This window comes from Geodermatophilus sp. SYSU D00691 (assembly GCF_054050275.1).
This window is the reverse complement of record NZ_JBJGYZ010000011.1, coordinates 20652-45712: the sequence shown is the minus strand read 5'-3', so window position 1 is coordinate 45712 and position 25061 is coordinate 20652. Positions and strand designations below refer to the sequence as shown.

The following is a 25061-nucleotide window of genomic DNA, read 5'->3' as shown; positions in this document are numbered from 1 at the left end:
CTGTCGACGCCCCGGGCCATCCGGGCTGAAGGCACGGTCAGGCGGCGCTGATCGCGTCGACCGCGGTCTGGGCCTGCTCGCGCAGACCCTCGGAGATCGGCGACGAGCCGGCCTGCTCGGCCGCGGCCTGCTGGCCGTCCTCGCTGATCACGTAGCCCATGAAGGCCTTGACCAGGTCGGCGGTCTCCTGGTCCTCGTACTGGACGCAGCCGATGTGGTAGCTGACCAGCACGATCGGGTACTCGTCCGGGTTCGTCGTGGTGCGGTTGATCTCGTAGGCGAAGTCGTACTCGCCACGGCCGGAGACCAGCTCCGAGCCCTCGACCACGGCCGAGGCGGCCTCGGGGCTCGGGGCGACGAACTGCTCGCCGACCTTGATGTTGGCGACGCCCAGCTCGCCGGCCTGGCTCTCGTCGGCGTAGCCGATCGCGCCCTCGCCGGCCTGCACCGCGCTGATCACGCCTGAGGTGCCGTTGGCGGCCTCGCCACCCTCGAGAGGCCACTCGCCGTCCGGCTCCGAGGTCCACACCTCCGGCGCGGCCGCCGCCAGGTACTCGGTGAAGTTGTTCGTGGTGCCCGAGTCGTCACCGCGGTGGACGGCGGTGATCGCCGTGCCGGGCAGCTGCGCCTCCGGGTTGTCGGCGGCGATCGCCGGGTCGTTCCACGTGGTGATCGCCCCGGTGAAGATGCCCGCGATCGTGGCGGGGGAGAGGTTGAGCTCCTCGACGCCCGGCAGGTTGTAGACGACCGCGATGGCCGAGATGTAGTTCGGCAGCTCGAACACGCCGGAGTCGCCGCAGACCTCGGCCGCGGCCGCGAGCTCCTCGTCGTCGAGCGGGGCGTCGGAGCCGGCGAACTGCACACCGCCGGTGGTGAACTGCTCGCGGCCACCGCCGGAGCCGACCGGGTCGTAGTTCACGGTCACGTCGGGCTGCTCGCCGCTGAAGCCGGCCGTCCAGCCCTGCATGGCGGCCTGCTGGGCGCTCGAACCGGCGCCGTTCAGGGTGCCGCTCAGCTGCTCGGCGCTGCTGCCGCCCTCGCTGCCCCCGTCACCGCTGCCGGACTCGTTGGACGCGCCGCACGCGGCGAGCGCGAGGGAGCCAGCGAGCGCCATCGCCACGGGGATGGCGCGCGTCTTGGTGCTGAGCTTCAAGTCGTTGCCTCTCGACACGGCCCGGACGTCGTAGCCGGGCGCACTGGACCAACGTGCGAGAAAGCTAGGGAGCCGAGGTGGCCTGATCCGGGTCGCCGGGTGAACGAGCGGTGAACGCCTGCCGAGCGTTTCCCGACCGGGTGAGAACGGGATCACAACCGCTCGGTGAACGAGGGCGCGTCGGCTATCGCCGGTAACGAGACCGTCTCAGCTCGCTACGCCCGGCGCCACTGCACGTCGACGGAGAACCGCCGGAAGCCGGTGCGCTCGTACAGCGCGACGGCGGCGGCGTTCTCCTCCTCGGTGTACAGCAGCACCTGCCCCAGACCGCGGCCGCGCAGGTGCGCCAGCCCGAGGTCGGTGAGCGCGCGCCCGAGGCGCAGCCCCTGGGCGTCGGGGTCGATGCCGAGCACGTAGATCTCGCCGACCGCCTCGTCGGCGGCGTCCCCGGGCGGGTGCACCTTCGTCCAGTGCGAGCCGAGCAGGACGCCGCCGTCGTCGGGGTCGCCGCGCCAGGCCAGCAGGAAGCCCGCCGGGTCGAACCACGGCTCGGCTTCGCGCAGCCGCAGGTCCTCGGCGGTCCACCGGCCCTGCTCCGGGTGCCACGCGAAGGCGCGGGCGTTGACCCGCAGCCACGCCTCCTCGTCGCGGCCGGGGACGAACGGCAGCACCTGCACGCCCTCCGGCAGCCGGGGCCGCGGGTCGGCGTCGACGCCGGTGAGGTCGCGGCGCATCTGCAGCAGCACCCGGGCCCGGCCGTAGCCGCGCCGCCCGGCCAGGGCCGTGGCGCCCGGCAGGTCGCCGTGCGCCCACACCGCCAGCGGGCCACCGCCGGCGAGCTGCTCGAGCCGGGTCACCAGCGCCGTCCCCACGCCCTGCCGGCGGGCGGCGGGTGCGACCACCAGCTCGGCGACCACGTCGGCGTCGGTCTCGAGCCGCGCGTACCCGACCAGGGCGCCGTCGGCCGCGATGGCGAGCACGTCGCGGCTGCCGGGCGGTCCCCCGTGCTGCAGCCGCAGCTCGGTCTCCTCCGACACCGGGCGGACGCCGTCGGCGTCCTGCGCCGCGTCGAGCAGCGCGAGGACGGCGGCGACGTCGTCCGGGGCGAGCCGGTCGACGTCGCGGAGCGCGGGCGCGGAGGTCAGGGCCGGCTCAGACCAGGGGTGCGGGGGCGGCCTCGGCCTCGGCCTCGGCCTTCTCGGCCTTGGCGGCGGCCTCGGCCACCTGCTGGTCGAGCTTGTAGCCGACGTTGCGCACCGTGCCGATCAGCGCCTCGTGCTCGGTGCCGAGCTTGGCGCGCAGCCGGCGGACGTGGACGTCGACGGTGCGCGTGCCGCCGAAGTAGTCGTAGCCCCAGATCTCCTGCAGCAGCTGCGCCCGGGAGAACACCCGGCCGGGGTGCTGGGCCAGGTACTTCAGGAGCTCGAACTCCTTGTAGGTGAGGTCGAGCGGCCGCCCGCGGAGCTTGGCCGAGTAGCTGTGCTCGTCGATCACCAGGTCGCCGGCCTTGGTGACGCCGCCCTCGGGGCCGTCGACCGGCGTCGCGGCGGCCAGCCGGCGGGCGGTCGCCCACTTCAGCCGCGCGTCGACCTCGGCGGGGCCCGCGGTGTCGAGCAGGACGTCGTCGACGCCCCAGTCGGCCGACAGCGCCACCAGGCCGCCCTCGGAGAGGACGGCGACCAGCGAGGAGGCCACGCCGGTGGAGGAGAGCAGCCCGCACAGCGTGCGGGCCTGGATCAGGTCGTGGCGGGCGTCGACGAGCACCACGTCGCCCGAGTCGCCGTCGAGCAGGCTGGACAGCTCGGGCGCCACCACGCGGACCTGGTGGGCGAGCAGCCCCAGCGCGGGCAGGACCTCGGTGGTCGCCTGGCGCGCCGCCGTCATGAGCACGAGTCGCATGCGGTCTCCTCGTGGGGGGAGGCGTCGACGGCGCTGTCGAGCGTGAGCACGCAGGATAACCGACGTGCCGTCGACCTCGTGGTTACCGACAGGTAACGGGACCTGGGAGGTCGTCACACCGGATCGGGTGACGCTGCGCGGGATCGTCGTGCCCTCCGCGGCCCCGCCCCGGCCGGACGGGCGCACGCTGACCTGGGTGGTGGCGCACGGCTTCACCAACTCGGTCGCCTACCCGCCGTTCGTGCGGCTGACCGGTTGGCTGCGCCGCTTCGGCGCGGTGCGGGCGCTCGACTTCCGCGGCCACGGGCGCTCGGACGGGAGCTCGTCGGTCGGCGGCGACCTCGAGCTCGCCGACGTCGACGCCGCGGTGGGCGCCGCCCGGGAGGACGGCGCCGACGTGGTGGTCACACTGGGGCTGTCGATGGGCGGGGGAGCCGTGCTGCGGCAGGCGGCGCTGGGCCGGCACCGGCCCGACGCCGTGGTGAGCGTCAGCGCGGTGAGCCGCTGGTACGTCCGGGACACCCGGCCGATGCGGCGGGTGCACTGGCTGCTCGAGACCTCACCGGGCCGGACGGTGGGCCGGCGGCTGGTGCGGCTGGACCGGCCGTGGCAGACCCCGCCCCCCGCGCCGGTTGAGGTCGTGAGCCGGATCGCGCCCACCCCGCTGCTCCTGGTGCACGGCGACCGCGACGAGTACTTCCCGCTCGAGCACTTCCGGACGCTGGCGCAGGCCGCCGGACCGTCGGCGACCGCCTGGGTCGTCCCCGGCTTCGGGCACGCCGAGAGCGGCGTGTCGGCTCCCCTCGTCGAGCGGATCGGGCGCTGGGTGTCTGAGACGATCGACCCGTGAGCTCCGCCGACGTGGACACGGTCGTCCCGCGCCGCGCGCACCACCTGCCCGCGGCCCTGGCGGCGGTGGTCGCCGTCGGCGTGGTGCTCGCCGGTGCGCAGCCGGCCGACGAGCGCGCCCTGCCGGCCGCGGTGCTGGTGCTGCAGGTGCTGCTGGTCGCCGCGTGGGTCGTGGTGACCGGTGCCGGGGTCGGGACGGCGGTCGTCGGCGTCGCGGCCGCGGTGGGCGGCGTCCTCGCGCTCGAGCTGTCCGACCGCCCCGCGCTCGGCGACCTCCTGGCGGTGCTCGGGCCGGCCTTCCTCGTCGTCGTCCTGGGGCAGATGCTCCGGCGCGACCGGCACGACGTCGTGGCCGGCCTGGCGACGGGTGTCCTGCTGGTCTGCGCGGTCACGGCGCTCGCCGTCCTGCTGCTGCTCGGCCGGACGGACCCCAGCGGCGGGCTCGTCACCACCGCGCTGCTGGTGGTGGGGGCCGCCCTGGTCGTGGGGCACCTCGTCGACCTCGTGCTGCCGCAGCCGCAGCTGGCGGCCGACGTGCCGCGCGGGCTGATCGGCCTGCTGCTGTCGGTGGCGGCCGCGGTCGCGGTGGCGCTGGTCCGCCGCGGCGAGGCCGGCCTCGCCGACGCCGTCTCCGCCGGCACGTTCGGCGCGGTGCTGGGTGCGGTCGCCGCGCTCGTCGCCGTCGCGGCCAGCTACGTGGCCGTCGAGACCGGCGGGGGACGCGGGCGGGCGGTCGCGCTCCCGGTGCTGCAGGCGGTGCTGCCGCTGGCCGCCTGCGCGCCGGTCGCCCTCGCCCTGCAGACGGCGCTCTGAGCGTGAAGGGTCTGCTGATCACGGTCGTCGTCCTGCTCGGGCTCGCGCTGGTCGCCGACCGGCTCGCCGTCGGCTTCGCCGAGGACCGGGTGGCCGAGCAGCTGGCCACCCAGGGCCGGCTGCAGGGGACGCCGTCGGTGGAGATCGGTGGCTTCCCCTTCCTCACCCAGGTGGTGGCCGGGGACTACGAGGACGTGCGGATCTCGCTGACCGCCGACGAGCTCGGGCAGCCGGAGGGGACGAGCGCCGACGTCGTCCTCCAGGGGGTGCAGGTGCCGCTGTCGAGCCTCGTCTCCGGGTCGGTGACCGAGGTGCCGGTCGACCACGTCGACGGCACGGCGACCCTCGCCTACGACCTGCTCGCGGCCGAGCTCGGAGGGGACACCACCCTGGCGCCGGAGGGCGACGGGCTGCGGATCACCAGGACGGTGGAGGTGGCCGGGTTCACGCTGCCGCTGACCGCGGCGGGCACCGTCACCCTCGACGGCAACCAGCTCGTGGTCGACGTCGAGGAGGCCGCCGGCGCGGGTGCCGACGTGCCGGGCTGGCTGGTGGGGGAGGTCAGCGACCTGCTCGACCTGCGCTACGACATCCCCGCACTGCCGTTCGGCCTGCAGCTGACCGGCGTGCGCCCCGGCGAGGACGGCGTGGTGGTCACCGTCGAGGCCACCGACACGGTGCTCCGCGGCTGACACCGGCGCCGCCCGGGAATGCGGGGGCCGGAGCGCCGTGTTGGCGCGGGGGATGAGTCCGATCGGAGCGGTCGTGCTCGGCGTCGCCCTCGTGCTGACGGCGGTCACGGCCTGGTGGCTGCGCACCCGCGACGGCGCCGTCCGCGCGGCGGGAGGGGACGGCGACGTGCGTCCGCAGGCGGTGCTCGAGCGGCTGGGGGTCCGGCCGCAGGACGCCGACCTGACCGTCGTCCAGTTCTCCACGGCCTTCTGCGCCCCCTGCCGCGCCACCCGTGCGCGGGTCCAGCAGCTGCAGGCGACCCGGCCGGGGCTGGCCTACGTGCACGTCGACGCCGAGAGCCACCTCGACGAGGTGCGCGAGCTCGACGTCCGCCGCACCCCCACGCTGTTCTACCTGCGCCGCGACGGCAGCGTGGTCGGCCGCAGCAGCGGCGCCCCGGCACCTGCGGAGCTGACCGCTCTCGTCGACGCCCATGTGGGGAGCACGACGTGATCCGTTACCCTCGGCTCGTGGGCACCCTGCTGACCTCGCGCCGCACAGTGGACCTGTGCCGCGTCGGCAGCTGCCTGTGTCCGACCTGCTGAGGTCGGTTCGCGACCGTCCAGACGTGCCCCGTCCGCCGTCCGAAGGTCTCCTCCATGACTGCACCGTCGCGTGAGATCGACGTGCGCGGCCCGCGCTTCGCCGCGTGGGTCACCACCGTCGTGCTCGCCGTCGTCCTGCTGACCGCCTCCTGGCAGCTGCTCGCCGTCCAGACGGTGGTCTTCGCCGTGGGGGCGGCCGCCGGGCTGCGGTACGCGCCGTACGGCGTGCTCTTCCGGGTCCTGGTCGCCCCGCGGCTGGGACCGGTCCGCGAGCGGGAGCCCGAGACCCCGCCGCGCTTCGCCCAGTTCGTCGGCCTGCTGTTCGCGGCGGTCGGCACGCTGGGCTACCTGCTCGACGCGCCGCTGGTCGGCGCGATCGCCACCGGTCTGGCGCTGGTGGCGGCCCTGCTCAACGCGGCCACCGGCTTCTGCCTGGGCTGCGAGATGTACCTGCTCATCCGGCGCGCGACCGGGCCCCGGACCCGCGCCGCCTGACCGCCTCCCACCAGGAAGGAAATCCCATGAGCCGCAACGACGTGCTCGTCTCCGCCGACTGGGCCCAGGAGCACCTCGGTGATCCCGGCCTCGTGTTCGTCGAGGTCGACGAGGACACCAGCGCCTACGACAAGGGCCACCTCGAGGGTGCGGTGAAGCTGGACTGGAAGAAGGACCTCCAGGACCCGCTGCGCCGCGACTTCGTCAGCAAGGAGCAGTTCGAGCAGCTGCTGTCCGAGAAGGGCATCGGCAACGACGACACCGTCGTGCTCTACGGCGGCAACAACAACTGGTTCGCCGCCTACGCCTACTGGTACTTCAAGCTCTACGGCCACCAGGCCGTGAAGCTGATCGACGGCGGCCGCAAGAAGTGGGAGCTCGACAGCCGCCCGCTGTCCGACGCCGAGGTCTCCCGGCCGGCCACCCAGTACAAGGCGCAGGAGCCCGACACCTCGATCCGCGCGTTCCGCGACGAGGTCGTCGCCGCGATCGGCCAGCAGAACCTGGTCGACGTCCGCTCGCCCGACGAGTTCGCCGGCAAGCTGGTCGCCCCCGCGCACCTGCCGCAGGAGGGCGCGCAGCGCCCGGGCCACATCCCGACCGCGGTGAACGTGCCCTGGAGCAAGGCGGCCAACGAGGACGGCACCTTCAAGAGCGACGACGAGCTGCGCCAGCTCTACGCCGACGCCGGCCTCGACACCGGCAAGGACACCATCGCCTACTGCCGCATCGGCGAGCGCTCGAGCCACACCTGGTTCGTCCTGCGCGAGCTGCTCGGCCAGCAGAACGTGAAGAACTACGACGGCTCGTGGACCGAGTACGGCTCGCTCGTCGGCGTCCCGATCGAGAAGGGGGCCTGAGCATGTGCGGAGCCCCGAAGCAGGGCGGCAGCCTCGCCGGGATCGACCTGGACACGCAGACGGTGATCCAGGGCCAGGTCTGGCACGACGGCGCGCCGGTGGCCGGCGCCTACGTCCGGCTGCTCGACGCGACCGACGAGTTCACCGCCGAGGTGGTGACCAGCCCCGAGGGCGAGTTCCGGTTCTTCGCCGCTCCGGGTGAGTGGAAGGTCCGCTCGCTGGCCCCGGTCGGCAAGGGCGAGCGCACTCTCACCGCCGACGTCGGCCTGAACGAGACGACCGTCGCCCTCGCCTGAGGACGGACCCCGCCGCCCGGCGGGGCCGTTCCAGCACGTCACAGCCCGCCCCGGCTCCGGCCGGGGCGGGCTGACGCGCATCCGGGGGAGGATCGGTCCGTGACCCGCTCCTACGTGGTGACCGGCGGCGGCCGCGGCGTCGGCCGGGCGGTCGTCGAGCGGCTGGCCGCCGACGGGAGCACCGTCGTCGTCCTCGAACGGGACGCCGCGGCGCTGGCCTGGCTGCCGGCGCACCCGGCCGGTGCGCGCCTGCTGCCGGTCACCGGGGACGCCGCCGACCCCGCCGTGACCGAGCAGGCCGCCGACCGCGCCGAGGCCGCCGGGCGGCTGGCCGGCTGGGTGAACAACGCCGCGGTCTTCCGCGACGCGGCCGTGGACACGCACCCGCCGGCCGAGGTGCTGGCCCTGATCGCGGCGAACCTGGCCCCGGTGGTCACCGGCTGCACGAGCGCCGTCCGCCGCTTCCTGGCCGCCGGCGGCGGCGGGTCGATCGTGAACGTCTCGAGCCACCAGGCGCAGCGGCCGGTCCGCGGCGCGCTCCCGTACGCGACCGCCAAGGCCGCGGTCGAGGGGTTCACCCGGGCGCTGGCCGTCGAGCACGGCGCCGACGGCGTCCGGGTCAACGCGGTGGCGCTGGGCTCGATCGACACCGAGCGCTACCAGCAGCTCCTCCGGTCGCAGGGCCCGCAGGCGGCGGCGCGGACGACGGACCAGATGGCCGTGCTCCACCCCCTGGGCCGCGTCGGCACGCCGGCCGAGGTGGCCGACACCGTGGCGTTCCTGCTCTCCGACGCCGCCTCCTTCGTCACCGGGGCGGTGCTGCCCGTGGACGGTGGCCGCGCGGTGCGCGGCCCGGACCCGGAGGAGGCCTGAGGTACTTCCCCGACGGGTGCCGACGCTCCACGATCGACAGCCGTGGAGATCGGGATCCTGGGCAGTGGGGTCGTCGGACGGGCGCTGGCGATCGGGTACGCGCGGCACGGGCACCGGGTGCGGATCGGCACCCGGCGGGCGGAGATCGAGGGCGTGCCCAGCGGGGAGCCGGCCGAGGTGGTCCGGGTCGCCGAGCTCGTCGTCCTCGCCGTGAACGGCCAGGTGGCGGTCGACCTGGTCCGGTCCGTCGCCGACGAGCTCGTCGGCAAGGTGCTCGTCGACGCGACGAACCCGCTCGACACGTCCTCCGGCCGGCCCGGCCTGTTCGTCGGCACCACCGACTCGCTGGGCGAGCAGGTGCAGCGCGCGGTGCCCGACGCGCGGGTGGTCAAGGCCTACAACACGGTCGGCAACGCGCTCATGGTCGACCCCGACCTGACCGGCGGGCCGCCGACCATGTTCATCGCAGGAGACGACGCCGGCGCCAAGCAGACCGTCACCGGCCTGCTCGAGCAGACCGGCTGGGACGTCGCCGACCTCGGCGGCATCGAGGCCAGCCGGTGGCTGGAGGCGATGGCCCTGGCCTGGACGGCGTACGGGTTCGCGCACGGCACCTGGACACACGCCTTCCGGCTGCTGCGCGGCTGACCGCCGAACGCCTCCTCGAACGCCGCCTCCCTCTCGGGCGTGGCCGGCCCGCTGTAGCCGCAGCCGTTGACCGTGCCGTCGGCGGCGGCGGTCACCAGGTAGCGCTCGCCGGCGCGGAAGTCGACGCCGTCCAGCGCGGCCGAGGTCTGGGCCGGCGGGACGGCGAGGGTGACCCGCTCGGTGTCGGCCGCGGTGACCGTGCCGGCGAACGCCACGGGCATGTCCCGCAGGACGGCCACGTCGAACGCCAGGCACGAGGCCGCGACGTCCGGCGCCGGGAGCGAGAACGCGGCGGTGCCCGGCTCCCGCGCGCCGCCCCCGCCGACCACGAGCGCGGCGACGACGACGGCGGCGGCGACGGCTGCGGCGGCGGCGAGCCAGGCCAGCGGGCGGCGGCGGGTGGTCAGGTCGGTCGGGACGTCGGTGCTCTGCACGGCGCGCTCCCTCAGCTCGGCGGCCCGCGGGCCGGTGGCGGGGTCGACCGGCACCTGCGGGCCGGCCGGGTCGACCCGGGCCGGGCGGGCGCGCAGGTCGTCGTCGTCCTCGGACCCGGTCACGCCGCACCTCCTCCGTCTCGCATCCCCACCTGTCCGGCCGCGCCGCCGTCCTTCCGCGCGGCGAACGCCTCCCGCAGCCGCAGGAGCTCCTGGTCGGCGGCGGACAGCCCGGCGAGCGCCTCGGCCAGCGCGCCGTCGTCCTCGGCCTCGTCGGTCCGCACCCGGGCGAGCCGGTGCACGAGGCGCTCCTGCCGGGCCGTGCCGCGCCGGCTGTCGGCCAGGCAACCGCGCGCGACCCCGTAGGTCCACGGCAGCGGGTCGTCGGCGGTCGCCGGGGGTCGGCCCGCCGCAGCAGGTACCGCTGGACCGGCTCGAAGACGGCGGCCACCAGGCGCTCGAAGCGCGGGCGCCGGTCGGCAGCGGGGGCCACGCCGGGAGTCTGTCCGGTGCGGGCCCCGATCTCCCGTCAGCCGGCGCGCGGTTCGTCCGATCGGCGGAGCCGGCGCGCGGCGTGCCAGGCCGCGGCCAGCACCACGCCGGCCACCAGGGCCGAGCCGCCGGCCCACCGCGCGCCGGGGAAGACGGCGTCGTCCAGGGTGCCCGCGCGCAGCGCCGCGGCGGTGCCGGCGACCACCGCCACGGCCGCGAGCAGCGGCCAGACCCACCGGGTGTCCCGGTCCGGCACGACGGGTGCGGCCGGCGTCCGCCGCCACCAGCGGACCGACCAGGCCAGCAGGACGACGACGCCGACGACGCTGCTGGCGTACTGCAGCCAGCGGTGACCCGGCAGCGGTCCCCAGCTCGCCGCGAGGGCGGGCAGGTGCTCGGGTCCCCAGCGGCGGGGGTGGGTGAACTCGTCCCACAGCACGTGCGTGGCCGCGCCGAGCACCAGCGCCGCGACCAGCAGCAGCGCCTGCCGCCCGGTGGCGAGCCGGGGACGCAGGCCCGTCCGGAGCCCGGCGAGCCGCGCCCGCAGCGGCGCGGGTGCCGTCGCCAGCGCCGGTGCCGCCAGCAGGCCGTGCCACACAGCCCACGCGAGGAGGCCCACGAGCAGGTCGGTGGTCACGACCGCCAGGGCGGTGTGCGTGGCGTACCACTGCGGCAGCGGCAGGTAGAAGGGCAGGTCGGGGGCCGTGCTGCCGATGACCAGCGCCGAGGCCGGCAGCGGTGTGCGCAGGAACGGGAGGACCGCCGCCGGGTGGCTACCGGTGAACGGCACGGGAGCTCCTCACGCCGCCGCCAGCCACCGGCGCAGCGCCTCCTGGTGACGGGTCAGGTCGCGCCGGTGCACCCCCAGGCCGGGGGGCGCGGCGGCCTGCAGCGCCACCACGGTGCCGTCCCGCAGCAGCAGCTGGAGGCCCGCTCCCTGGGCGGACCGGCCGGTGGCCGGGCGGACGTCCTCGATCTCGGACCGCGCGAAGGTCCGGGTGCGGAGCTGGTTGCGCACGAGCAGCCGGCCGTCCGCGGTCGTGCGGACCGCCGTGCCGGTGGTGCGCACGGCGATCGCCAGCCACACCACCGCGAACGCGACGCGCAGCAGCGCCGCGCCGGGGTCGCCGGCCCGGACGGCGTCGACCAGCCCGGGCCCGAGGACCAGCACCAGGCCGCCCACCGCGACCACCCAGCCGGTGACCCGCACGACCAGCGGGGCGCGGATCTCGACCTCCGGCCCCTCCGCGTTGGCCGTCATGCCAGGCCGAGCAGGTCGGCCAGTTCCCCCATGGCGCGGTCGAAGTAGCGGTCGGCGTCCTCGACGGCGCCCACGAAGTGGCCGAACAGCTCGAAGCTGATCGTCCCGTAGATCGAGCTCCACGCCAGCAGCGCGCGCACCCGGACGGTCTCGTCGATGGCCGGGTGGTCGCCGCCGAGCACGGTGACCGTGTCGTCGCTGATCAGCGCGCGGTCGCGCTCGCCGGCGCTGGCGGGCAGCTCGCCGGCCCGTGCGGCGTCCCCGAGGATCCGGCCCAGCAGCGTGCCGACGCGGACCGCCGGCGGCACCGTGTCCTCCGGCGCGCGGTAGCCGGGCACCGGCGAGCCGTAGAGGAGCGCGTACTCGTGCGGGTGCTCCCGGGCCCACGCCCGGACGGCGCGGCAGACCGCCAGCCAGCGCTGCCGGGACGGCGCGCCGGGGTCGTCGGCCTGCTCGGCGGCGGCGCCCAGGGCGTCGTAGCCGTCGATGATCAGCCGGGTCAGCAGGTCGTCGCGGCTGGGGAAGTACCGGTAGAGCGCGGACGACGCCATCCCCAGCTCGCGCGCCACGGCGCGCAGCGACAGCCCGGCCGCACCCACCTCGGCCAGCTGGCTGCGGGCCGCGTCGGTGATCTCGCGGGTGAGCTCCGCGCGGACGCGTGCGCGGGCGGTGGTCGGCACGCGGCCATGATCGCCCGCGAGAACACCAGACGCAAGTGAGAGCATCGCTCTTGACAGCGACGCGGGTGCATGGTGAGCATGGATCCCATCCGAGAGCACTGATCGCAGAACAGGGGAACGGCATGGCACTGCACGTGATCGTCGGCAAGGGTCCGGTCGGGACGGCGACGGCGGAGCTCCTCGCCGCCCGCGGCCACGAGGTGCGGGTGCTGTCCCGCAGCGGCGGCACGTCCACCGCGGCCGTCGAGCACCGCGCCGTGGACGCGGCCGACGCCACCGCCCTCACCGCGGCCACCGGCGGGGCGGCCGCGCTCTACAACGCGGTCAACCCCGCCTACCACCGCTGGGCCACCGACTGGCCGCCGGTCGCCGCCGCGCTGCTGACCGCGGCGGAGCACGCCGGCGCCGTCCTGGTGACCATGGGCAACCTGTACGGCTACGGCCGGCCCGACGGCCCGATGACGCCGGAGTCGCCGCTGCGGGCGACCGACACCAAGGGCCGCGTGCGCGTCCGGATGTGGGAGGACGTGCTGGCCGCGCACCGGGCCGGACGGCTCCGCGTCACCGAGGCCCGCGCCGCCGACTTCGTCGGCCCCACCGTGCCGGCCGCGCACTCGCACCTGCAGCGCCAACTGCCCGCCCTGCGGGCCGGCCGCCGCGCGTGGGTGGTCGGCGACCCCGACGTGCCGCGTGGGTGGTCCTACATCCCCGACGTCGCCGAGGTGCTGGTGACCCTCGCGGAGGACGAGCGCGCCCACGGGCGGGCGTGGCACGTGCCCAGCGCCGTCCGCACGCAGCGGCAGGCGCTCACCGACCTCGCCGCGGCGCTCGGGCGGACCGCGCCGGAGGTGAGCGGGATCCCGTGGGGCCTGCTGCGGGCGATCGGCCCGTTCTCGCCGATGATGCGCGAGGTGCTCGACGTCCGGCACCAGTTCGACCAGGCCTACGTCATCGACGCCTCCGCCACCACGGCCACCTTCGGGCTGACCGCCACCCCGTGGCCGGACGTCGTGGCCGACGCCGCGGGCGTCGGTCCGCGGGCGGGCGCCCCGGCCGCCTGAGGCGCCGCGCCGCCGTCCTTCTACGGTGGGGTCATGGTCTCCGCCTGGCTCCTGGTCGCCCTGGTGGCGCTGGCCGCCCTGGGCAGCGCGTACGGCGCCTACCGGGCCGGCCGCCGGCCGAGAGGCGTGCGCCGGTGAGCGCCCCGACCGAGCTGCCCGTCCCCGACACCGCCGACGTCCGCTCCGGTCCCGGCGTCTCCGACGAGCTGCTGTCGGTCCTCCCGCTGCTCGGCGAGTGGCACGGCGAGGGGCAGGCGGCCGGCCCCGAGGGCGACCACCGGTTCGGCCAGTGGATCCGCTTCGCCCACGACGGGCGCGGCTTCCTCGCCTACGAGGCGCGGTCGTGGCGGCTGACCGACGCCGGGCAGATCGTCGGCCCCGACTCCCGCGAGTCGGGGTTCCTCCGGCCGCGCGGTCAGGACGACGTCGAGCTCCTCGTCGCCAGCCCCGACGGCTGGGTCGAGATCTACGCCGGCCGGGCACGGACGACGACGAGCTGGGAGCTGGCCACCGACGTGCTGGCCCGCACGCCGGACGCGCCCGACGTCGTCCACGCCGTCCGGCTCTACGGCATCGTCGAGGGCGCGCTCCTGTACGCCATCGACCGCGCCGGGCCCGACCGCGAGCTGCGCCCCACCATGTCCGCCCGACTCGAACGGATCCGATGACCACTCCCGATTCGTCGACCCGCCCCGCCACCCCGCGCACGGTCGCCGACGCCTACGTCGAGGAGGTCAGCGACCTCGACCCGATCGTCGCCACCGCCCTCGGCAACCGACCGGGCGACGACCGGCTGCCCGACATCTCGCCCGCCGGCCTCGAGGCCGAGGCGGCCCTGCTCCGCGACACCCTCGCCGAGCTGGACCGCGTCCTGGCCGCCGACCCCGCGCTCGAGGACGACCCGGTCGAGCGGCGCTGCGCCCGCCTGCTGCGCGAGCGCCTGGAGGCCGAGCTCGCCGCGCACGAGGCGGGGGAGGGGCTGCGGTCGGTGTCCAACCTGTTCAGCCCCGTGCACTCGATCCGCCAGGTGTTCGCGCTGATGCCGGCGCAGAGCGAGGACGACTGGGCGGTGATCGCCCGTCGGCTGGCCCGCGTGCCCGAGGCCTACCGCGGCTACCGCGAGTCGCTGGAGGAGGGCTCGCGGCGGGGGCTGTTCGCCGCGCCGCGGCAGGTGGACACCGTCGTCGGCCAGCTCGGCGAGTGGCTCGCGGGGCCGTACTTCCACTCGTTCGTGCAGGCGGGTCCCGAGGCGCTGCGCGGCGAGCTGGAGACGGCGGCGCGGGCCGCCGACGAGGCGGTCGCCGGCGTCCGCGACTTCCTGCGCGACACCTACCGGCCGCAGGCGGAGGGGACGCCGGACGCCGTGGGCCGCGACCGCTACGCCATGTTCGCCCGCCGGTGGACCGGCTCCGACCTCGGCGCCGGCGGCGGCCTGGAGGAGGCCTACGCCTGGGGTTGGGCCGAGCACCAGCGGATCCTGGCCGAGCAGCGCACCGAGGCCGGGAAGGTCGTGCCCGGGGCGACGCCCATGGAGGCGATGCGCTGGCTCGACGTGCACGGCGAGGCCGTCGAGGGCGTCGAGGCCGTCCGCGAGCGGCTGCAGGCGATGATGGACGAGGCGATGGACGCCCTCGACGGGACGCACTTCGACCTCGCCGAGCCGGTCCGCCGGGTCGAGGCGATGATCGCGCCGCCCGGCAGCGCGGCCGCGCCGTACTACACCCGCCCGTCGCAGGACTTCTCCCGGCCCGGCCGCACCTGGCTGCCGACGCTGGGCCGCGAGCGCTTCCCGCTGTGGGACCTGGTCTCAACCTGGTACCACGAGGGCGTCCCCGGCCACCACCTGCAGCTGGCGCAGTGGGCCTACGTGGCCAAGGACCTCTCCACCTACCAGGCCTCGATCGGCTCGGTGGGCGCCAACGTCGAGGGGTGGGCGCTCTACGCCGAGCGGCTCATGGACGAGCTCGGCTACCTCACCGACCCCGGTGCCCGGCTCGGCTACCTCGACGCCCAGCAGATGCGCGCCGTCCGCGTGGTCGTCGACATCGGCATGCACCTGGAGCTGCCGATCCCGGACGACGCCGAGGGCGCCGTCGCCGACCACCGCGGGCAGCCCTGGACGCCGGAGCTCGCGCGGGCGTTCTTCGGGGAGAACTGCGGCCGCGACCCGCAGTTCCTCGACAGCGAGCTGGTGCGCTACCTCGGCATGCCGGGGCAGGCGATCAGCTACAAGCTCGGCGAGCGCGCGTGGCTGGCCGGTCGGGAGGCCGCGCGGGAGAACCGGGGCGCCGACTTCGACCTCAAGGCCTGGCACATGGCCGCGCTCTCCCAGGGCTCGCTCGGGCTGGACGACCTCGCCGCCGAGCTCGCGCAGCTGTAGGAGGAGCACGCCGTGGCCGCCCCGCCCGTCCGGACGTGGATCTCGCCGAAGGCGCAGAAGGGCGTCGCCAGCGGGATCGCCGGGCGGGGGCTGCGCGCCACGGCGCCGATCGCCGCGGGTGAGGTGGTCGCGGTCAAGGGCGGGCACGTCGTGACCGACGACGAGCTGGCCGCGCTGCCCGAACCGCTGCCCAACTCGGCCGTGCAGATCGCCGACGGCCTGCACCTCGTGGCGCGCGAGCCGGACGAGTACGAGCCGGTGATGCTCTTCCTCAACCACTCGTGCGACCCGAACGCCGGCTTCGGCGGGAACGTCCTCGTCGTGGCGATGCGGGACATCGGCGCGGGCGAGGAGATCACCACCGACTACGCGCTCTTCGACGACCACGACGACGAGATGCCCTGCTCCTGCGGCACGGCGCGGTGCCGCGGCGTGGTCCGGGGGCGGGACTGGCAGCTGCCCGACCTGCAGCGGCGCTACCGCGGCCACTTCTCCTGGTACCTGGAGCGGAAGATCGTCGGCGGGTGAGCGTCAGCCGCGTCCCCACCGCCGCCGCTGCTGCGGTGGTGGGGCCGGCGGCGGTGGGGCGGGGAACAGCCCGGAACTCCACCGGAGCACGCAGCGGGTGCCGTCGGGCAGCGGGCCGGGGACGCCGGGCGGCAGCTGCCCGGCGTCGTGGACGGCGACGCCCCGGATCGTCAGGGCGGACGGCGACCGCCGCCGGACCACCCACTCCCGGGGACCGAGGGCCTCGAGCTCGTCCCCCGGCTGCGCGCCCGCCCGCAGCTGCGCCTCCGCCCACCCGGCCACGCGGTCGGGATCCTCGGGGGAGGCCTCCCAGTCGTCCTGGCCGTGCCCGCCACCGCCGTGCACCCGGGTCCGGCCCAGCGACGTCCGCGCGGGCGCCCGAGGGCCCTCCGGCGCGGGGAGCTGCGCGACGACCTCGGCCGCCAGCCCGGCGCGCAACGCGGCCACGACGTCCTCGGTCGAGGTGAGGTGCCCCGGTACCCGCACCTCGAGGACCGCGTCCCGGTCGCGGTACGCGTCCTCGACCGGCCAGGCGCGTCCCCGATCGGCGTGCGGGTCGCCGAGCACGCGCAGCCCGGCGCGGCGCCCGTCGGCGAGCACCACGAAGCCCTCCCGCTCGTGGACGCCGTACGACACCGACGGCCCGATCCAGCCGAACCGCACGCCGGGCGCCACCTCCACCGCCGGCCACCGGTCGTAGGGGAGCTCACCGCGGAACGGCGTCCCGGGAGGGACCTCGTCGGTGCGCGGCGGCCGGGTGCGGTGGACGAACTCGGGGTCCATCGCGCCCCAGGCGGTGTAGGCGTTGCGCGCCTCCAGCAGGCACGCCATCCGGTTGACGGGGCTCGGGTGGTCCAGGGCCGTCGTCCCGTCGTCCTCCCAGAAGCAGACCGGGCAGATGTCGTAGTTCGCGTGACCCGGCAGCGTCCGGCTGCCGCAGCAGGGGCACGGCAGCAGGCCGTCGGTCACCGGACCCCCGCCCGCTCGTCGACCGCGGGCGCCGCCCGCCCGGCCGACCGCGCCGGCGCCAGCGACACCGCGACGAGGGCCGCCGCCCACACCAGGCAGAGCACCGACCAGGTCGGGTCGAGGCCCGCCCAGGTGACCGGGAACGCGTACGAGACCACGCCGAGGTAGCCGGCGCACAGCCCCGCGCCGACGCCCAGGTGCCGCCGCCCCCGCGGCCAGACGGCGGCGGCGAGCGGCAGCGCGACGAGCGCGAGGGCCAGCGCCCCCTGCACCGCGTGGTGGTCGACCCCCATGGTGACGTCGCCGATGAGCACCCCGGCCGACCGGCGGTTCTCGCGGAACACCCGCTCGGCGTGCGCCAGCCAGGGCCAGGCACCGAGGACGGCGACGACCAGCAGCGGCGCGGAGGGGCCCCACGCCACCGGACGCAGCGCCTCGCGCCACGGACGGAGCAGCGCCACCAGGACCGCCGCCTCGACCGCCAGCACGCCGGCGTAGCCGAGCACCTGCCACTCCAGCCCGGCCGCGGCGGCGACCAGCAGGGCGCCCAGGGCGAGCGCCAGGGTGACCAGCGCGGGAGCGGACCGGGCCGGACGCACCGCCACGGCCAGGAACGCGCCGCCGACGAGCACGGTCGTGAACACGCCCCAGCTCGCCTCCAGGACCACCGGCCAGTCCGGGTCCCAGGAGACGGACAGGTCCGCCAGACCGAAGCCGGGGAAGACCCACCAGGTCAGCGCCCACAGCACGGCGGTGAGGCGGGCGGTGAGCAGGCGCACCGGCGCAGGATGCAGGGGCGGCGCTCCGCCGTCCAGCACCCCTACTCCGGAGGCGGGTTGACCGGGTCGCTGTCCGGCGACACCGGGTCGTCCGGCTCGGCCGGCCAGGCGTCGAGCCCGTCGGCGGCCAGCACCGCGGCCACCGCCTCCCGGCTGCCACCGAGGTAGCTGCTCATCAGGTCGATGTCGGTGACGACGCACCAGGCGCGGTCGGCCGGGAACCAGAGGCTCGGGCTCTGCTCCGCCGGTTCGGGGGCGAAGTTGGCCGCGGCCAGGTCGATCGGCCCGCGCACCAGCCGGTGGCAGCGGTCGCCGAGGACGAGCGTGCCCCCGTCGGCCGGCGGATCGGTGTAGGCCCCGAACCAGCAGTCGTCGGGCGTGGTCGTGTGCCGGACGAGGACGGCGGCCAGCCGCTCGGCGACCGGCACCGGCAGGTGGCCCTCGGCGGGGGAGTCGTTCCAGAGCTCGGGCTGGTCGTCGTCGGCGACGAAGTCCCAGGAGCCGGTCACCGCCGCCCACTGCATCAACCGGTGGGCGGTCCGGTCGTTGTGCTCGGCGACCGCGGCCCAGGGGACCTCGACGTCGTCGTCCCCGTCGTAGCGGATCGCGGGGTGCAGCACGCGGGCGTAGGCCTCGAACACGGCCGGGACGAGCGAGCCCACCGTCGGTGGTCCGGGCGGTGCCGGCGCGGCGGCGAGCCACGCCCCGGCCGAGGTGTCGGTCTCCACGGGGCGGCCGGCCAGGTGCACGGGCGGAACCTACCCGGAGAACGGACAACCCCCGGGCTGCTCCGCGGCGCCGGTCCGACAGGACGGCTGCTCGCGGGCCGACTGGACAATGGTCGGCGGCCCGGGGGTCGGGTGACTGTCCGGTTCTCGCTCGCCGCCGTTCACAGCGACGGGCGGTCGTGCCGTTCGCCCGGCTTCCACGCCGGACGGGCGGCCCATCACAGACGGCGGCTAGCGGACAGCCACCTCACGAGTCCGATGAGCATGCAAAGTACGGACCACCTCCTCTCTCGTGTACCTCGACGGTACGACGCCGTCGGGAGGGGCGGCAACGTGATTGTTCAGCCGTCGGCTGAATCCGACTCGTAGACGTCCGGAATGCCGTCGGCATCGGCGTCGACCTGCTCGCGGGCCCACAACCGCCGGTAGAGCCGGTTGCGCAGCCGGAGAAGCACCGCGGCCAGCAGCGCGGCGGTGACGGTGCCGACGAGGACGCCGACCTTCACGTGGTCGTCGCGCTCCGAGCCGGTGCCGAAGGCCAGCTCGCCGATCAGCAGCGAGACGGTGAAGCCGATGCCGCCGAGCAGGGCCAGCCCGACCACGTCGGGCCAGCCGAGGTCCTCGTCGAGCTCGGCCCGGGTGAACCGCTGGACCAGCCAGGTCGCCGCCGTGATGCCGATCGTCTTGCCGAGCACCAGGCCCGCGACGATGCCCAGAGCCACGCGGTCCTGCAGCGACTCCACCAGCCCCGACAGCCCGCCGATGGTCACCCCGGCGGCGAAGAAGGCGAAGACCGGCACCGCGATCCCCGCGGAGATCGGCCGGAACCGGTGCTCGAAGTGCTCCGCCAGGCCGGGCCCGGCGTCGGGCCCGCCGGCGGCGTCGGACCGCACGACCGGCACGGTGAAGGCCAGCAGCACGCCGGCGACGGTGGCGTGCACGCCCGACTCGTGGACCAGCACCCACGTGGCGGCGGCCAGCGGCAGCAGCAGCCACCACGAGCGCACCCGCTTCTGCACCAGCACCCCGAAGACCGCCAGCGGCACGAGGGCCAGCAGCAGCGGCCCGACCGACAGCGCCGACGTGTAGAAGATCGCGATGATCGTGATCGCCAGCAGGTCGTCGACCACGGCGAGCGTGAGCAGGAACGTGCGCAGCCCGCTGGGCAGGTGCGTGCTGATCACCGCCAGGACGGCGAGGGCGAACGCGATGTCGGTGGCGGTGGGGATCGCCCAGCCGCGCAGCCCGCCGCCCTGCAGGTTGACGAGCGTGTAGATCAGCGCCGGCACGGCCATGCCGCCGATCGCGGCCGCCACCGGCAGGGCCGCCCGGCGCACGTCGCGCAGGTCACCGGCGACGAACTCACGCTTGAGCTCGAGCCCGGCGACGAAGAAGAAGATGGCCAGCAGCCCGTCGGCCGCCCAGGTCCCGAGCGTCAGGTCGAGATGCAGCGAACTCGGCCCGACCCGGGTGTCGCGGAGCGTCTCGTAGGCCCCCGACCACGGCGAGTTCGCCCAGGCCAGCGCGACCACCGTGCCCACCAGCAGCAGGACGCCACCGACGGTCTCCTGGCGCAGGACGTCGGCGATGCGCTTCGCCTCGGGCCACGTGCCGCGGCCGAAGAGGGGGAGGGGGCGGGACATCGGGCGGCTCCGGGGCGAGGGGTCGGCGGACGACGCGCCGACCAGACTTCCCGGCTCACCCGGTGGCGAGCCTACCGGTCGAGCAGCTCCCGCACCCGGGCGGACAGACCCGCATCGCCGCGCCGCACGCCGTCCAGGGTGTGCACGGCCGCGACCCCGCGGATGCCCGACACGAGCCACACGGCGTCAGCGGCGTGCAGGTCCGCGACGGTGCCCCTGGCCACCTCGGCCGGCCAGCCGGTCTCCGCCGCGCGCGCGAACAGGCGCTGCACCGTCGTCCCGGCGAGGATGCCCGTGTCCACCGGCGGGGTGCGCAGCACGCCGCCCGCCGCCCACACGACGGTCGACGTCGGCCCCTCGAGCAGCTGCCCCTCCACCGACGTGAACACCACGTCGTCGGCGTCGTGCTCGTGGGCGTACCGCAGCGCGGCCATGTTCACCGCGTACGACAGCGTCTTCGCCCCGCCCAGCAGCCACGGCGCCCGCGCCCGGAAGTCGGCGGGCACCCCCAGGCCGAGGCTCAGCACGGCGATGCCCTCGGCGCGCTGCCGCAGCACCTCCGCCGACACCGGGGAGAGCACGCCGAGCACCGTGGGCGTCGAGCCGTCGCCCAGGCCACGGGTCAGGTAGAGCCGGACGGCGCCCTCCACGTCGGCCGGCCACTTCTCCACCAGCGCGTCGACCACCGCCCGCCACACCGCCGCGCCGGGGTCGGCGAGGCCGAGCAGCCCGGCCGAGCGGGACAGGCGGGCGACGTGCGGGTCGAGGTGCGGGGCCCGGCCGCCGACGACGGCGACGGACTCGAAGACGCCGTCACCGCGGGACAGGCCCTGGTCGAAGGCGCTCACCACCGGCTCGTCGGCCGCCGGCGTCCGCACGCCGCCGTCCTGCCACACCGCCACCCGCTGCACGTCGTCCACCCCCCCAGCCTGCTACACGGCACGCCTAGGCTCGTCGCGTGGCGCACGAGCACGGACACCGGGGCGGCCCGGCCGGCGAGGTCGCGCCCCTGGCGGAGCGGCTGCACGCGCAGGGGCTGCGGCTCACCGCGCCGCGCCGCCAGGTGCTCGCCGCGGTCGACGAGCTGCGCCACGCCACCCCCGAGGCGATCGGCGCCTGGCTGCGCGACCAGGCCGGCCCCGACGGCGCGGCCCCCGACACCTCGACCGTCTACCGCAACCTCGAGGTGCTCGAGCGCCTCGGGCTGGTCTGGCACACCCACCTCGGCAAGGGCGCGCCGGTCTACCACGCCGCGGCCGAGCACCGGCACCTGCACGTGGTCTGCCAGTCGTGCGGCACCATCGCCTCGGCCGATCCGGCGCTGCTCGACGGCGCCGCGGAACGTCTGGCCGCCGATCTCGGTTTCACCGTGGACGTGGGGCACGTCGCGCTCTCCGGGACCTGCCGCGACTGCCGGGACCGAGCCGGAACGGAGCACTCATGAACCCCCTGCTGGACCGCCCGGGAGCGGTGGCAGTCGAGAGCGGCGGGGCCGCCGCCGGCTCTGCTGAGATCCCGGCCGTCGCCGCCCACTACGGCGACCCCCTGCGCGAGCAGCGCCTGCTGGCCGAGGGCGCCGGGCTGGTCGACCGCAGCGACCGCGACGTGCTGGCGATCCCCGGCCCCGACCGGCTGACCTGGCTGCACAGCCTCACCAGCCAGCACCTCGAGCGGCTCGCCGACGGCGCCGGCACCGAGGCGCTGGTCCTCTCGCCGAACGGGCACGTCGAGCACCACCTGGTCCTGGCCGACCTCGCGGGCACCACGTGGGTCGACGTCGAGCCGGGCACCGGCGCCGGGCTGCTGGGCTTCCTGCAGCGGATGGTCTTCATGCTCCGCGTCGAGCCCGCGCTCGTCACCGACGGGTGGGCGGTGCTCTCGCTCGTCGGCCCGCGGGGCGCCGACGTGCTCGCCGCGGCCGGTCTGCCCGTGCCCGACGCGGTCACCCCGCTCGACGGCGGCGGCTTCGCCCGCCGGATGCCCGCGATCGGCGACGGGACCGCCGCCGTCGTCGACCTGGTCGTCCCGCGCGCGTCGGTGGGGGAGCTGGCCGACCGGCTGCTCGCCGCCGGCGCCGGCCCCGCCGGGCTCGACGCGTACGAGGCGCTGCGGGTGGAGGCGCGGCGGCCGCGGGCCGGCGTCGACAGCGACCACCGCACCATCCCCAACGAGCTGGAGTGGCTCACCACCGCCGTCCACCTGGAGAAGGGGTGCTACCGCGGGCAGGAGACCGTCGCCCGGGTGCACAACCTCGGCCGCCCGCCGCGGCGGCTGGTGCTGCTGCACCTCGACGGCGTGAGCGAGGAGCTGCCCGCGCCCGGCACGCCGGTGCAGGCCGGCCCGCGCGAGGTGGGCCGGGTGGGGACCGTCGTCCGCCACCACGAGCTCGGCGTCGTCGCCCTGGCGCTGGTGAAGCGGTCCGTGCAGCCGGGCACCGCGCTCACCGTGGGCGGGGCGGCGGCCGCGATCGACCCCGACGACGCGCCGGCCGAGGTGGACGACGCGCTCGCCGCGGCCCGGGAGCGCGTGCGCGCGGTCCGGTCTGCGAACATCGGCCGGTGACCCAGGGCACGCTGATCACCCTCGCCCCCACGGGGGCGGAGTCGGCCAAGGCCGACGTCCCGGCGCTGCCGGTCACCGTCGAGGAGGTCGTGCGCACCGCCCGCGACTGCGAGGCGGTGGGCGCCGCGGTGGTCCACCTGCACGTGCGCGGCGAGGACGCCCGCCCGACCCTCGACCTGGGCCGCTGCCGCGAGGTGGTCGCCGCCGTGCGCCAGGCCACCGACCTGGTCGTGCAGATCTCCACCGGCGGCGCGGTCACCGACCCGTTCGACGCCCGCCTCGCCGTCCTCGGCGTCGAGCCCGACGCCGCCTCGCTGTCGCTGGGCACCGTCAACTTCGGCCGCGACGTGTTCAGCAACCCGTGGGACCTCATCGTCGAGCTGCACACGCAGATGCAGCAGCGCGGGATCGTCCCCGAGTACGAGGTCTTCGACCTCGGGCACCTGGCCACCCTGCAGCGGCTGCTCGACCGCCACGGCCCGCCGCACGGCGGGCACGTGCACGTCGACCTCGTCATGGGGGTCCCCGGCGGCATGCCGGGGACGACGCAGGCGCTCGCCGCCTGCCTGCCCCTGCTCCCCGCCGGGGCGACCTTCGCCGCGACCGGCGTGGGCCGCACCTCGCTGCCGGTGATGCTCGCCGCCCTCTCGGCCGGCGGTCACCTCCGGGTGGGCATGGAGGACACGCTCACCTACGCTCCCGGCGAACCGGTGCGCGACAACGCACAGTTGGTGGCGCGGGCCGCCGGGCTGGCCCGCATCGCCCAGCGCCCGCCGCTGACGACCGACCAGGCCCGGGCCCTGCTCGGCATCGGAAGAAACCTCGTGGAGGCCTCCTCGTGACTCCCCAGCCGACCCCCGCCGGCGGCGCCGCCGTGGACGCGCTCCTCGACCCGGGCTTCGTCGAGAACGCGGTGCACCAGCCGATGGCCGAGGTCCGCCGGCTGCGCCGCACGGCCGAGCAGGAGGAGGTCAACCTCTCCTACACCCGGCGCCTGCTGCAGGGCCGGCTCGACATCGTCCGGCGGGAGCTGCAGCGCCGCGCCGACAACGACGGCCGCTCGCTGGTCGACCTGCTGCCCGAGATCCTCGCCGAGAAGGGCCGCGGCCCGGCGCACGGCCTCGGCCGGCACCAGACCGTGCAGCCGGCGGCGCCGGAGGAGTACGAGTCGTGGGTCAACGGCCTCACCGACGTCGACCTCTCCGCGATCACCGAGCTCTCCGACGCGAAGCTGGAGAAGGCCGCCCGCGCCCTGGCCGAGGCCGAGACCGGCCTGTCGGAGCGCCGCCGCGGCGTGCAGCAGGTGATGGACGCGCTCGCCGGGGAGCTGGGCCGCCGTTACCGCGACGGCGAGGCCGACGTCGCCGCCCTCCTGGCCGACGAGGGGCGCCACTGAACGGCTGGCCGGACAACCCGGTCCTGGTCGAGGTCCGGCGCTCGGGGTTCCTCGAGTCGGTGCACCGGGGCGCCCTCGTCGTCCTCGGGGCCGACGGCGCGGTCCTCGCCGCCGCCGGCGCGGTCGACCGGCCGGTCCTGCCGCGCTCGGCGAACAAGCCGGTGCAGGCGACGGCGTTCCTCGCCGCCGGCTGGGCGCCCCGCTCCGCCGAGGAGCTCGCCATCGGCGCGGCCTCGCACTCCGGCGAGGACGGTCACCGCGAGCTGGTCGCCGGCATGCTCGCCGCCATCGGGCTGGGCCCGGAGCACCTGGGCTGCCCGCCCGCCCTGCCGCTGCACGAGCCGACCAGGGCGCGGTGGCTGGCCGGGGGTCGGGCGCCGGAGCGCCTGGCGATGAACTGCTCGGGCAAGCACGCCGCGATGCTGTCGGCCTGCGTGGCGGCCGGCTGGGACCCGCACGGCTACCTCGACCCGGGGCACCCGCTGCAGCGGGCGGTCGAGGCCCGGCTCGCCGAGACGGCGGAGGAGCCGGTCGAGGCCGTCGTCGTCGACGGCTGCGGGGCGCCGCAGCACGCCCTCACCCTGACCGGTCTCGCCCGCGGGGTGCTGTCGCTGGTGACGGCGCCCGAGGGCAGCCGGGAGCGGTCGGTGGCCGACGCGATGCGCGCCTCCCCGTGGCTGGTCGCCGGCACCGGCCGGGAGGACACCGAGCTGATGCGCGCCGTCCCCGGCCTGCTGGTCAAGGGCGGGGCCGACGGCGTGCACGTCGCCGCGCTGCCCGGCGGTGGTGCGGTGGCGCTCAAGCTGGACGACGGCGGGGACCGCGGCCGCACGCCCGCGCTGGCCGCTGGCCTGCGCCGGCTCGGGGTCCCCGCCGACCTGCTCGGCCCGTGGTTGCTGGGCCCCGTCCGCGGTGGGGACGGTGTGGTGGGTGAGATCCGACCCTCAGCGGCGATAACCGCCTGACCTGCGGATTCCGGTGTGAT

30 protein-coding genes are annotated in these 25061 nt (G+C 76.1%); 18 read left to right on the top strand and 12 right to left on the bottom strand.

Going from position 1 to position 25061, the window contains the following annotated elements; genetic code table 11:
- Positions 1–37: 37 nt before the first annotated feature.
- The 3 genes from pstS to ACI797_RS10420 form a co-directional block, all read right to left on the bottom strand.
- A complete protein-coding gene (gene pstS, locus ACI797_RS10430; protein ID WP_456858536.1) occupies positions 38–1153 on the bottom strand; it encodes a phosphate ABC transporter substrate-binding protein PstS in 1116 nt (371 codons plus the stop codon).
- A 215-nt stretch (positions 1154–1368) separates the two neighbouring features.
- Positions 1369–2298: a mycothiol synthase gene (mshD, locus tag ACI797_RS10425; protein WP_456858635.1), complete on the bottom strand. Its 930-nt coding sequence runs from the start codon at positions 2296–2298 to the stop codon at positions 1369–1371.
- Between the two features lie 7 nt (positions 2299–2305).
- Positions 2306–3052: a winged helix-turn-helix domain-containing protein gene (locus ACI797_RS10420; RefSeq protein WP_456858535.1), complete on the bottom strand. Its 747-nt coding sequence runs from the start codon at positions 3050–3052 to the stop codon at positions 2306–2308.
- Positions 3053–3179: 127 nt separating this feature from the next.
- Here ACI797_RS10420 and ACI797_RS10415 point away from each other — a divergent pair, with 127 nt between their 5' ends.
- From ACI797_RS10415 to ACI797_RS10375, 9 genes are all read left to right on the top strand, one after another.
- Positions 3180–3902 (top strand): alpha/beta hydrolase family protein, encoded by a 723-nt coding sequence (locus ACI797_RS10415; protein ID WP_456858534.1) that lies wholly within the window; start codon positions 3180–3182, stop codon positions 3900–3902.
- Complete coding sequence (locus tag ACI797_RS10410; protein WP_456858533.1) at positions 3899–4714, top strand: hypothetical protein; 816 nt, start codon at positions 3899–3901, stop codon at positions 4712–4714. The genes ACI797_RS10415 and ACI797_RS10410 overlap by 4 nt, the downstream gene beginning before the upstream one ends.
- Before the next feature lie 2 nt (positions 4715–4716).
- Positions 4717–5406 carry an LmeA family phospholipid-binding protein gene (locus tag ACI797_RS10405; protein ID WP_456858532.1) on the top strand — a complete coding sequence of 230 codons (690 nt, stop codon included), beginning with the start codon at positions 4717–4719 and terminating at the stop codon, positions 5404–5406.
- A gap of 52 nt (positions 5407–5458) precedes the next feature.
- The gene (locus ACI797_RS10400; protein WP_456858531.1) at positions 5459–5899 is read left to right on the top strand and encodes a thioredoxin family protein; all 441 of its coding nucleotides are present in this window, start codon (positions 5459–5461) and stop codon (positions 5897–5899) included.
- A gap of 146 nt (positions 5900–6045) precedes the next feature.
- The gene (locus tag ACI797_RS10395; protein WP_456858530.1) at positions 6046–6486 is read left to right on the top strand and encodes a DUF4395 domain-containing protein; all 441 of its coding nucleotides are present in this window, start codon (positions 6046–6048) and stop codon (positions 6484–6486) included.
- 26 nt (positions 6487–6512) lie between these two features.
- Positions 6513–7346, top strand: coding sequence for a sulfurtransferase (locus tag ACI797_RS10390; RefSeq protein WP_456858529.1), 834 nt, complete (start codon positions 6513–6515; stop codon positions 7344–7346).
- Between the two features lie 2 nt (positions 7347–7348).
- Complete coding sequence (locus tag ACI797_RS10385) at positions 7349–7642, top strand: DUF1416 domain-containing protein (protein WP_456538557.1); 294 nt, start codon at positions 7349–7351, stop codon at positions 7640–7642.
- 99 nt (positions 7643–7741) lie between these two features.
- On the top strand, positions 7742–8515 hold the full coding sequence (locus ACI797_RS10380) for an SDR family NAD(P)-dependent oxidoreductase (RefSeq protein WP_456858528.1): 774 nt from the start codon (positions 7742–7744) through the stop codon (positions 8513–8515).
- A gap of 42 nt (positions 8516–8557) precedes the next feature.
- Positions 8558–9163 (top strand): NADPH-dependent F420 reductase, encoded by a 606-nt coding sequence (locus ACI797_RS10375; protein ID WP_456858527.1) that lies wholly within the window; start codon positions 8558–8560, stop codon positions 9161–9163.
- A 553-nt stretch (positions 9164–9716) separates the two neighbouring features.
- Here ACI797_RS10375 and ACI797_RS10370 read toward each other — a convergent pair.
- The 4 genes from ACI797_RS10370 to ACI797_RS10355 form a co-directional block, all read right to left on the bottom strand.
- A complete protein-coding gene (locus tag ACI797_RS10370) occupies positions 9717–9899 on the bottom strand; it encodes a hypothetical protein (RefSeq protein WP_456858526.1) in 183 nt (60 codons plus the stop codon).
- 227 nt (positions 9900–10126) lie between these two features.
- The gene (locus ACI797_RS10365; protein WP_456858525.1) at positions 10127–10879 is read right to left on the bottom strand and encodes a DUF4184 family protein; all 753 of its coding nucleotides are present in this window, start codon (positions 10877–10879) and stop codon (positions 10127–10129) included.
- Between the two features lie 9 nt (positions 10880–10888).
- Positions 10889–11350 (bottom strand): hypothetical protein, encoded by a 462-nt coding sequence (locus ACI797_RS10360; protein ID WP_456858524.1) that lies wholly within the window; start codon positions 11348–11350, stop codon positions 10889–10891.
- Positions 11347–12030: a TetR/AcrR family transcriptional regulator gene (locus ACI797_RS10355; protein ID WP_456858523.1), complete on the bottom strand. Its 684-nt coding sequence runs from the start codon at positions 12028–12030 to the stop codon at positions 11347–11349. Before ACI797_RS10355 ends, ACI797_RS10360 begins: the two co-directional genes overlap by 4 nt.
- Before the next feature lie 122 nt (positions 12031–12152).
- Here ACI797_RS10355 and ACI797_RS10350 point away from each other — a divergent pair, with 122 nt between their 5' ends.
- The 4 genes from ACI797_RS10350 to ACI797_RS10335 all read left to right on the top strand — a co-directional run bounded on the left by ACI797_RS10350 (position 12153) and on the right by ACI797_RS10335 (position 15999).
- On the top strand, positions 12153–13091 hold the full coding sequence (locus tag ACI797_RS10350) for an NAD-dependent epimerase/dehydratase family protein (RefSeq protein ID WP_456858522.1): 939 nt from the start codon (positions 12153–12155) through the stop codon (positions 13089–13091).
- Positions 13092–13225: 134 nt separating this feature from the next.
- Positions 13226–13759 carry an FABP family protein gene (locus ACI797_RS10345; RefSeq protein WP_456858521.1) on the top strand — a complete coding sequence of 178 codons (534 nt, stop codon included), beginning with the start codon at positions 13226–13228 and terminating at the stop codon, positions 13757–13759.
- Positions 13756–15471 (top strand): DUF885 domain-containing protein, encoded by a 1716-nt coding sequence (locus ACI797_RS10340; RefSeq protein WP_456858520.1) that lies wholly within the window; start codon positions 13756–13758, stop codon positions 15469–15471. Before ACI797_RS10345 ends, ACI797_RS10340 begins: the two co-directional genes overlap by 4 nt.
- A 12-nt stretch (positions 15472–15483) precedes the next feature.
- Positions 15484–15999: an SET domain-containing protein gene (locus tag ACI797_RS10335; RefSeq protein WP_456858519.1), complete on the top strand. Its 516-nt coding sequence runs from the start codon at positions 15484–15486 to the stop codon at positions 15997–15999.
- Positions 16000–16002: 3 nt separating this feature from the next.
- On the opposite strand, the gene ACI797_RS10330 is transcribed toward ACI797_RS10335, so the two are convergent.
- The 5 genes from ACI797_RS10330 to ACI797_RS10310 form a co-directional block, all read right to left on the bottom strand.
- Entirely contained in the window at positions 16003–16968 is a 966-nt protein-coding gene (locus ACI797_RS10330; RefSeq protein WP_456858518.1) for a CPCC family cysteine-rich protein, read from the bottom strand.
- Positions 16965–17747, bottom strand: a complete 783-nt coding sequence (locus tag ACI797_RS10325) for a hypothetical protein (RefSeq protein ID WP_456858517.1) — start codon at positions 17745–17747, stop codon at positions 16965–16967. The genes ACI797_RS10330 and ACI797_RS10325 overlap by 4 nt, the downstream gene beginning before the upstream one ends.
- Positions 17748–17788: 41 nt before the next feature.
- Positions 17789–18496 (bottom strand): hypothetical protein, encoded by a 708-nt coding sequence (locus ACI797_RS10320; RefSeq protein ID WP_456858516.1) that lies wholly within the window; start codon positions 18494–18496, stop codon positions 17789–17791.
- 320 nt (positions 18497–18816) lie between these two features.
- Positions 18817–20118 (bottom strand): Na+/H+ antiporter NhaA, encoded by a 1302-nt coding sequence (gene nhaA / locus ACI797_RS10315; protein WP_456858515.1) that lies wholly within the window; start codon positions 20116–20118, stop codon positions 18817–18819.
- 71 nt (positions 20119–20189) lie between these two features.
- Positions 20190–21038 carry an aminotransferase class IV gene (locus ACI797_RS10310; protein ID WP_456858514.1) on the bottom strand — a complete coding sequence of 283 codons (849 nt, stop codon included), beginning with the start codon at positions 21036–21038 and terminating at the stop codon, positions 20190–20192.
- Positions 21039–21076: 38 nt separating this feature from the next.
- Between ACI797_RS10310 and ACI797_RS10305 the strand changes: the two genes are divergently transcribed.
- Genes ACI797_RS10305 through ACI797_RS10285 form a run of 5 tightly spaced genes read left to right on the top strand, consistent with a single transcriptional unit; the run spans position 21077 to position 25041 of the window.
- Positions 21077–21562 (top strand): Fur family transcriptional regulator, encoded by a 486-nt coding sequence (locus ACI797_RS10305; protein ID WP_456538574.1) that lies wholly within the window; start codon positions 21077–21079, stop codon positions 21560–21562.
- Positions 21559–22680 (top strand): CAF17-like 4Fe-4S cluster assembly/insertion protein YgfZ, encoded by a 1122-nt coding sequence (ygfZ, locus tag ACI797_RS10300; protein ID WP_456858513.1) that lies wholly within the window; start codon positions 21559–21561, stop codon positions 22678–22680. The genes ACI797_RS10305 and ygfZ overlap by 4 nt, the downstream gene beginning before the upstream one ends.
- Positions 22677–23522: a 3-keto-5-aminohexanoate cleavage protein gene (locus tag ACI797_RS10295; RefSeq protein WP_456858512.1), complete on the top strand. Its 846-nt coding sequence runs from the start codon at positions 22677–22679 to the stop codon at positions 23520–23522. The genes ygfZ and ACI797_RS10295 overlap by 4 nt, the downstream gene beginning before the upstream one ends.
- Positions 23519–24076, top strand: a complete 558-nt coding sequence (locus tag ACI797_RS10290; RefSeq protein WP_456538577.1) for an RsiG family protein — start codon at positions 23519–23521, stop codon at positions 24074–24076. Before ACI797_RS10295 ends, ACI797_RS10290 begins: the two co-directional genes overlap by 4 nt.
- Entirely contained in the window at positions 24073–25041 is a 969-nt protein-coding gene (locus tag ACI797_RS10285; protein WP_456858634.1) for an asparaginase, read from the top strand. Before ACI797_RS10290 ends, ACI797_RS10285 begins: the two co-directional genes overlap by 4 nt.
- The last annotated feature ends 20 nt before the right edge of the window (positions 25042–25061 follow it).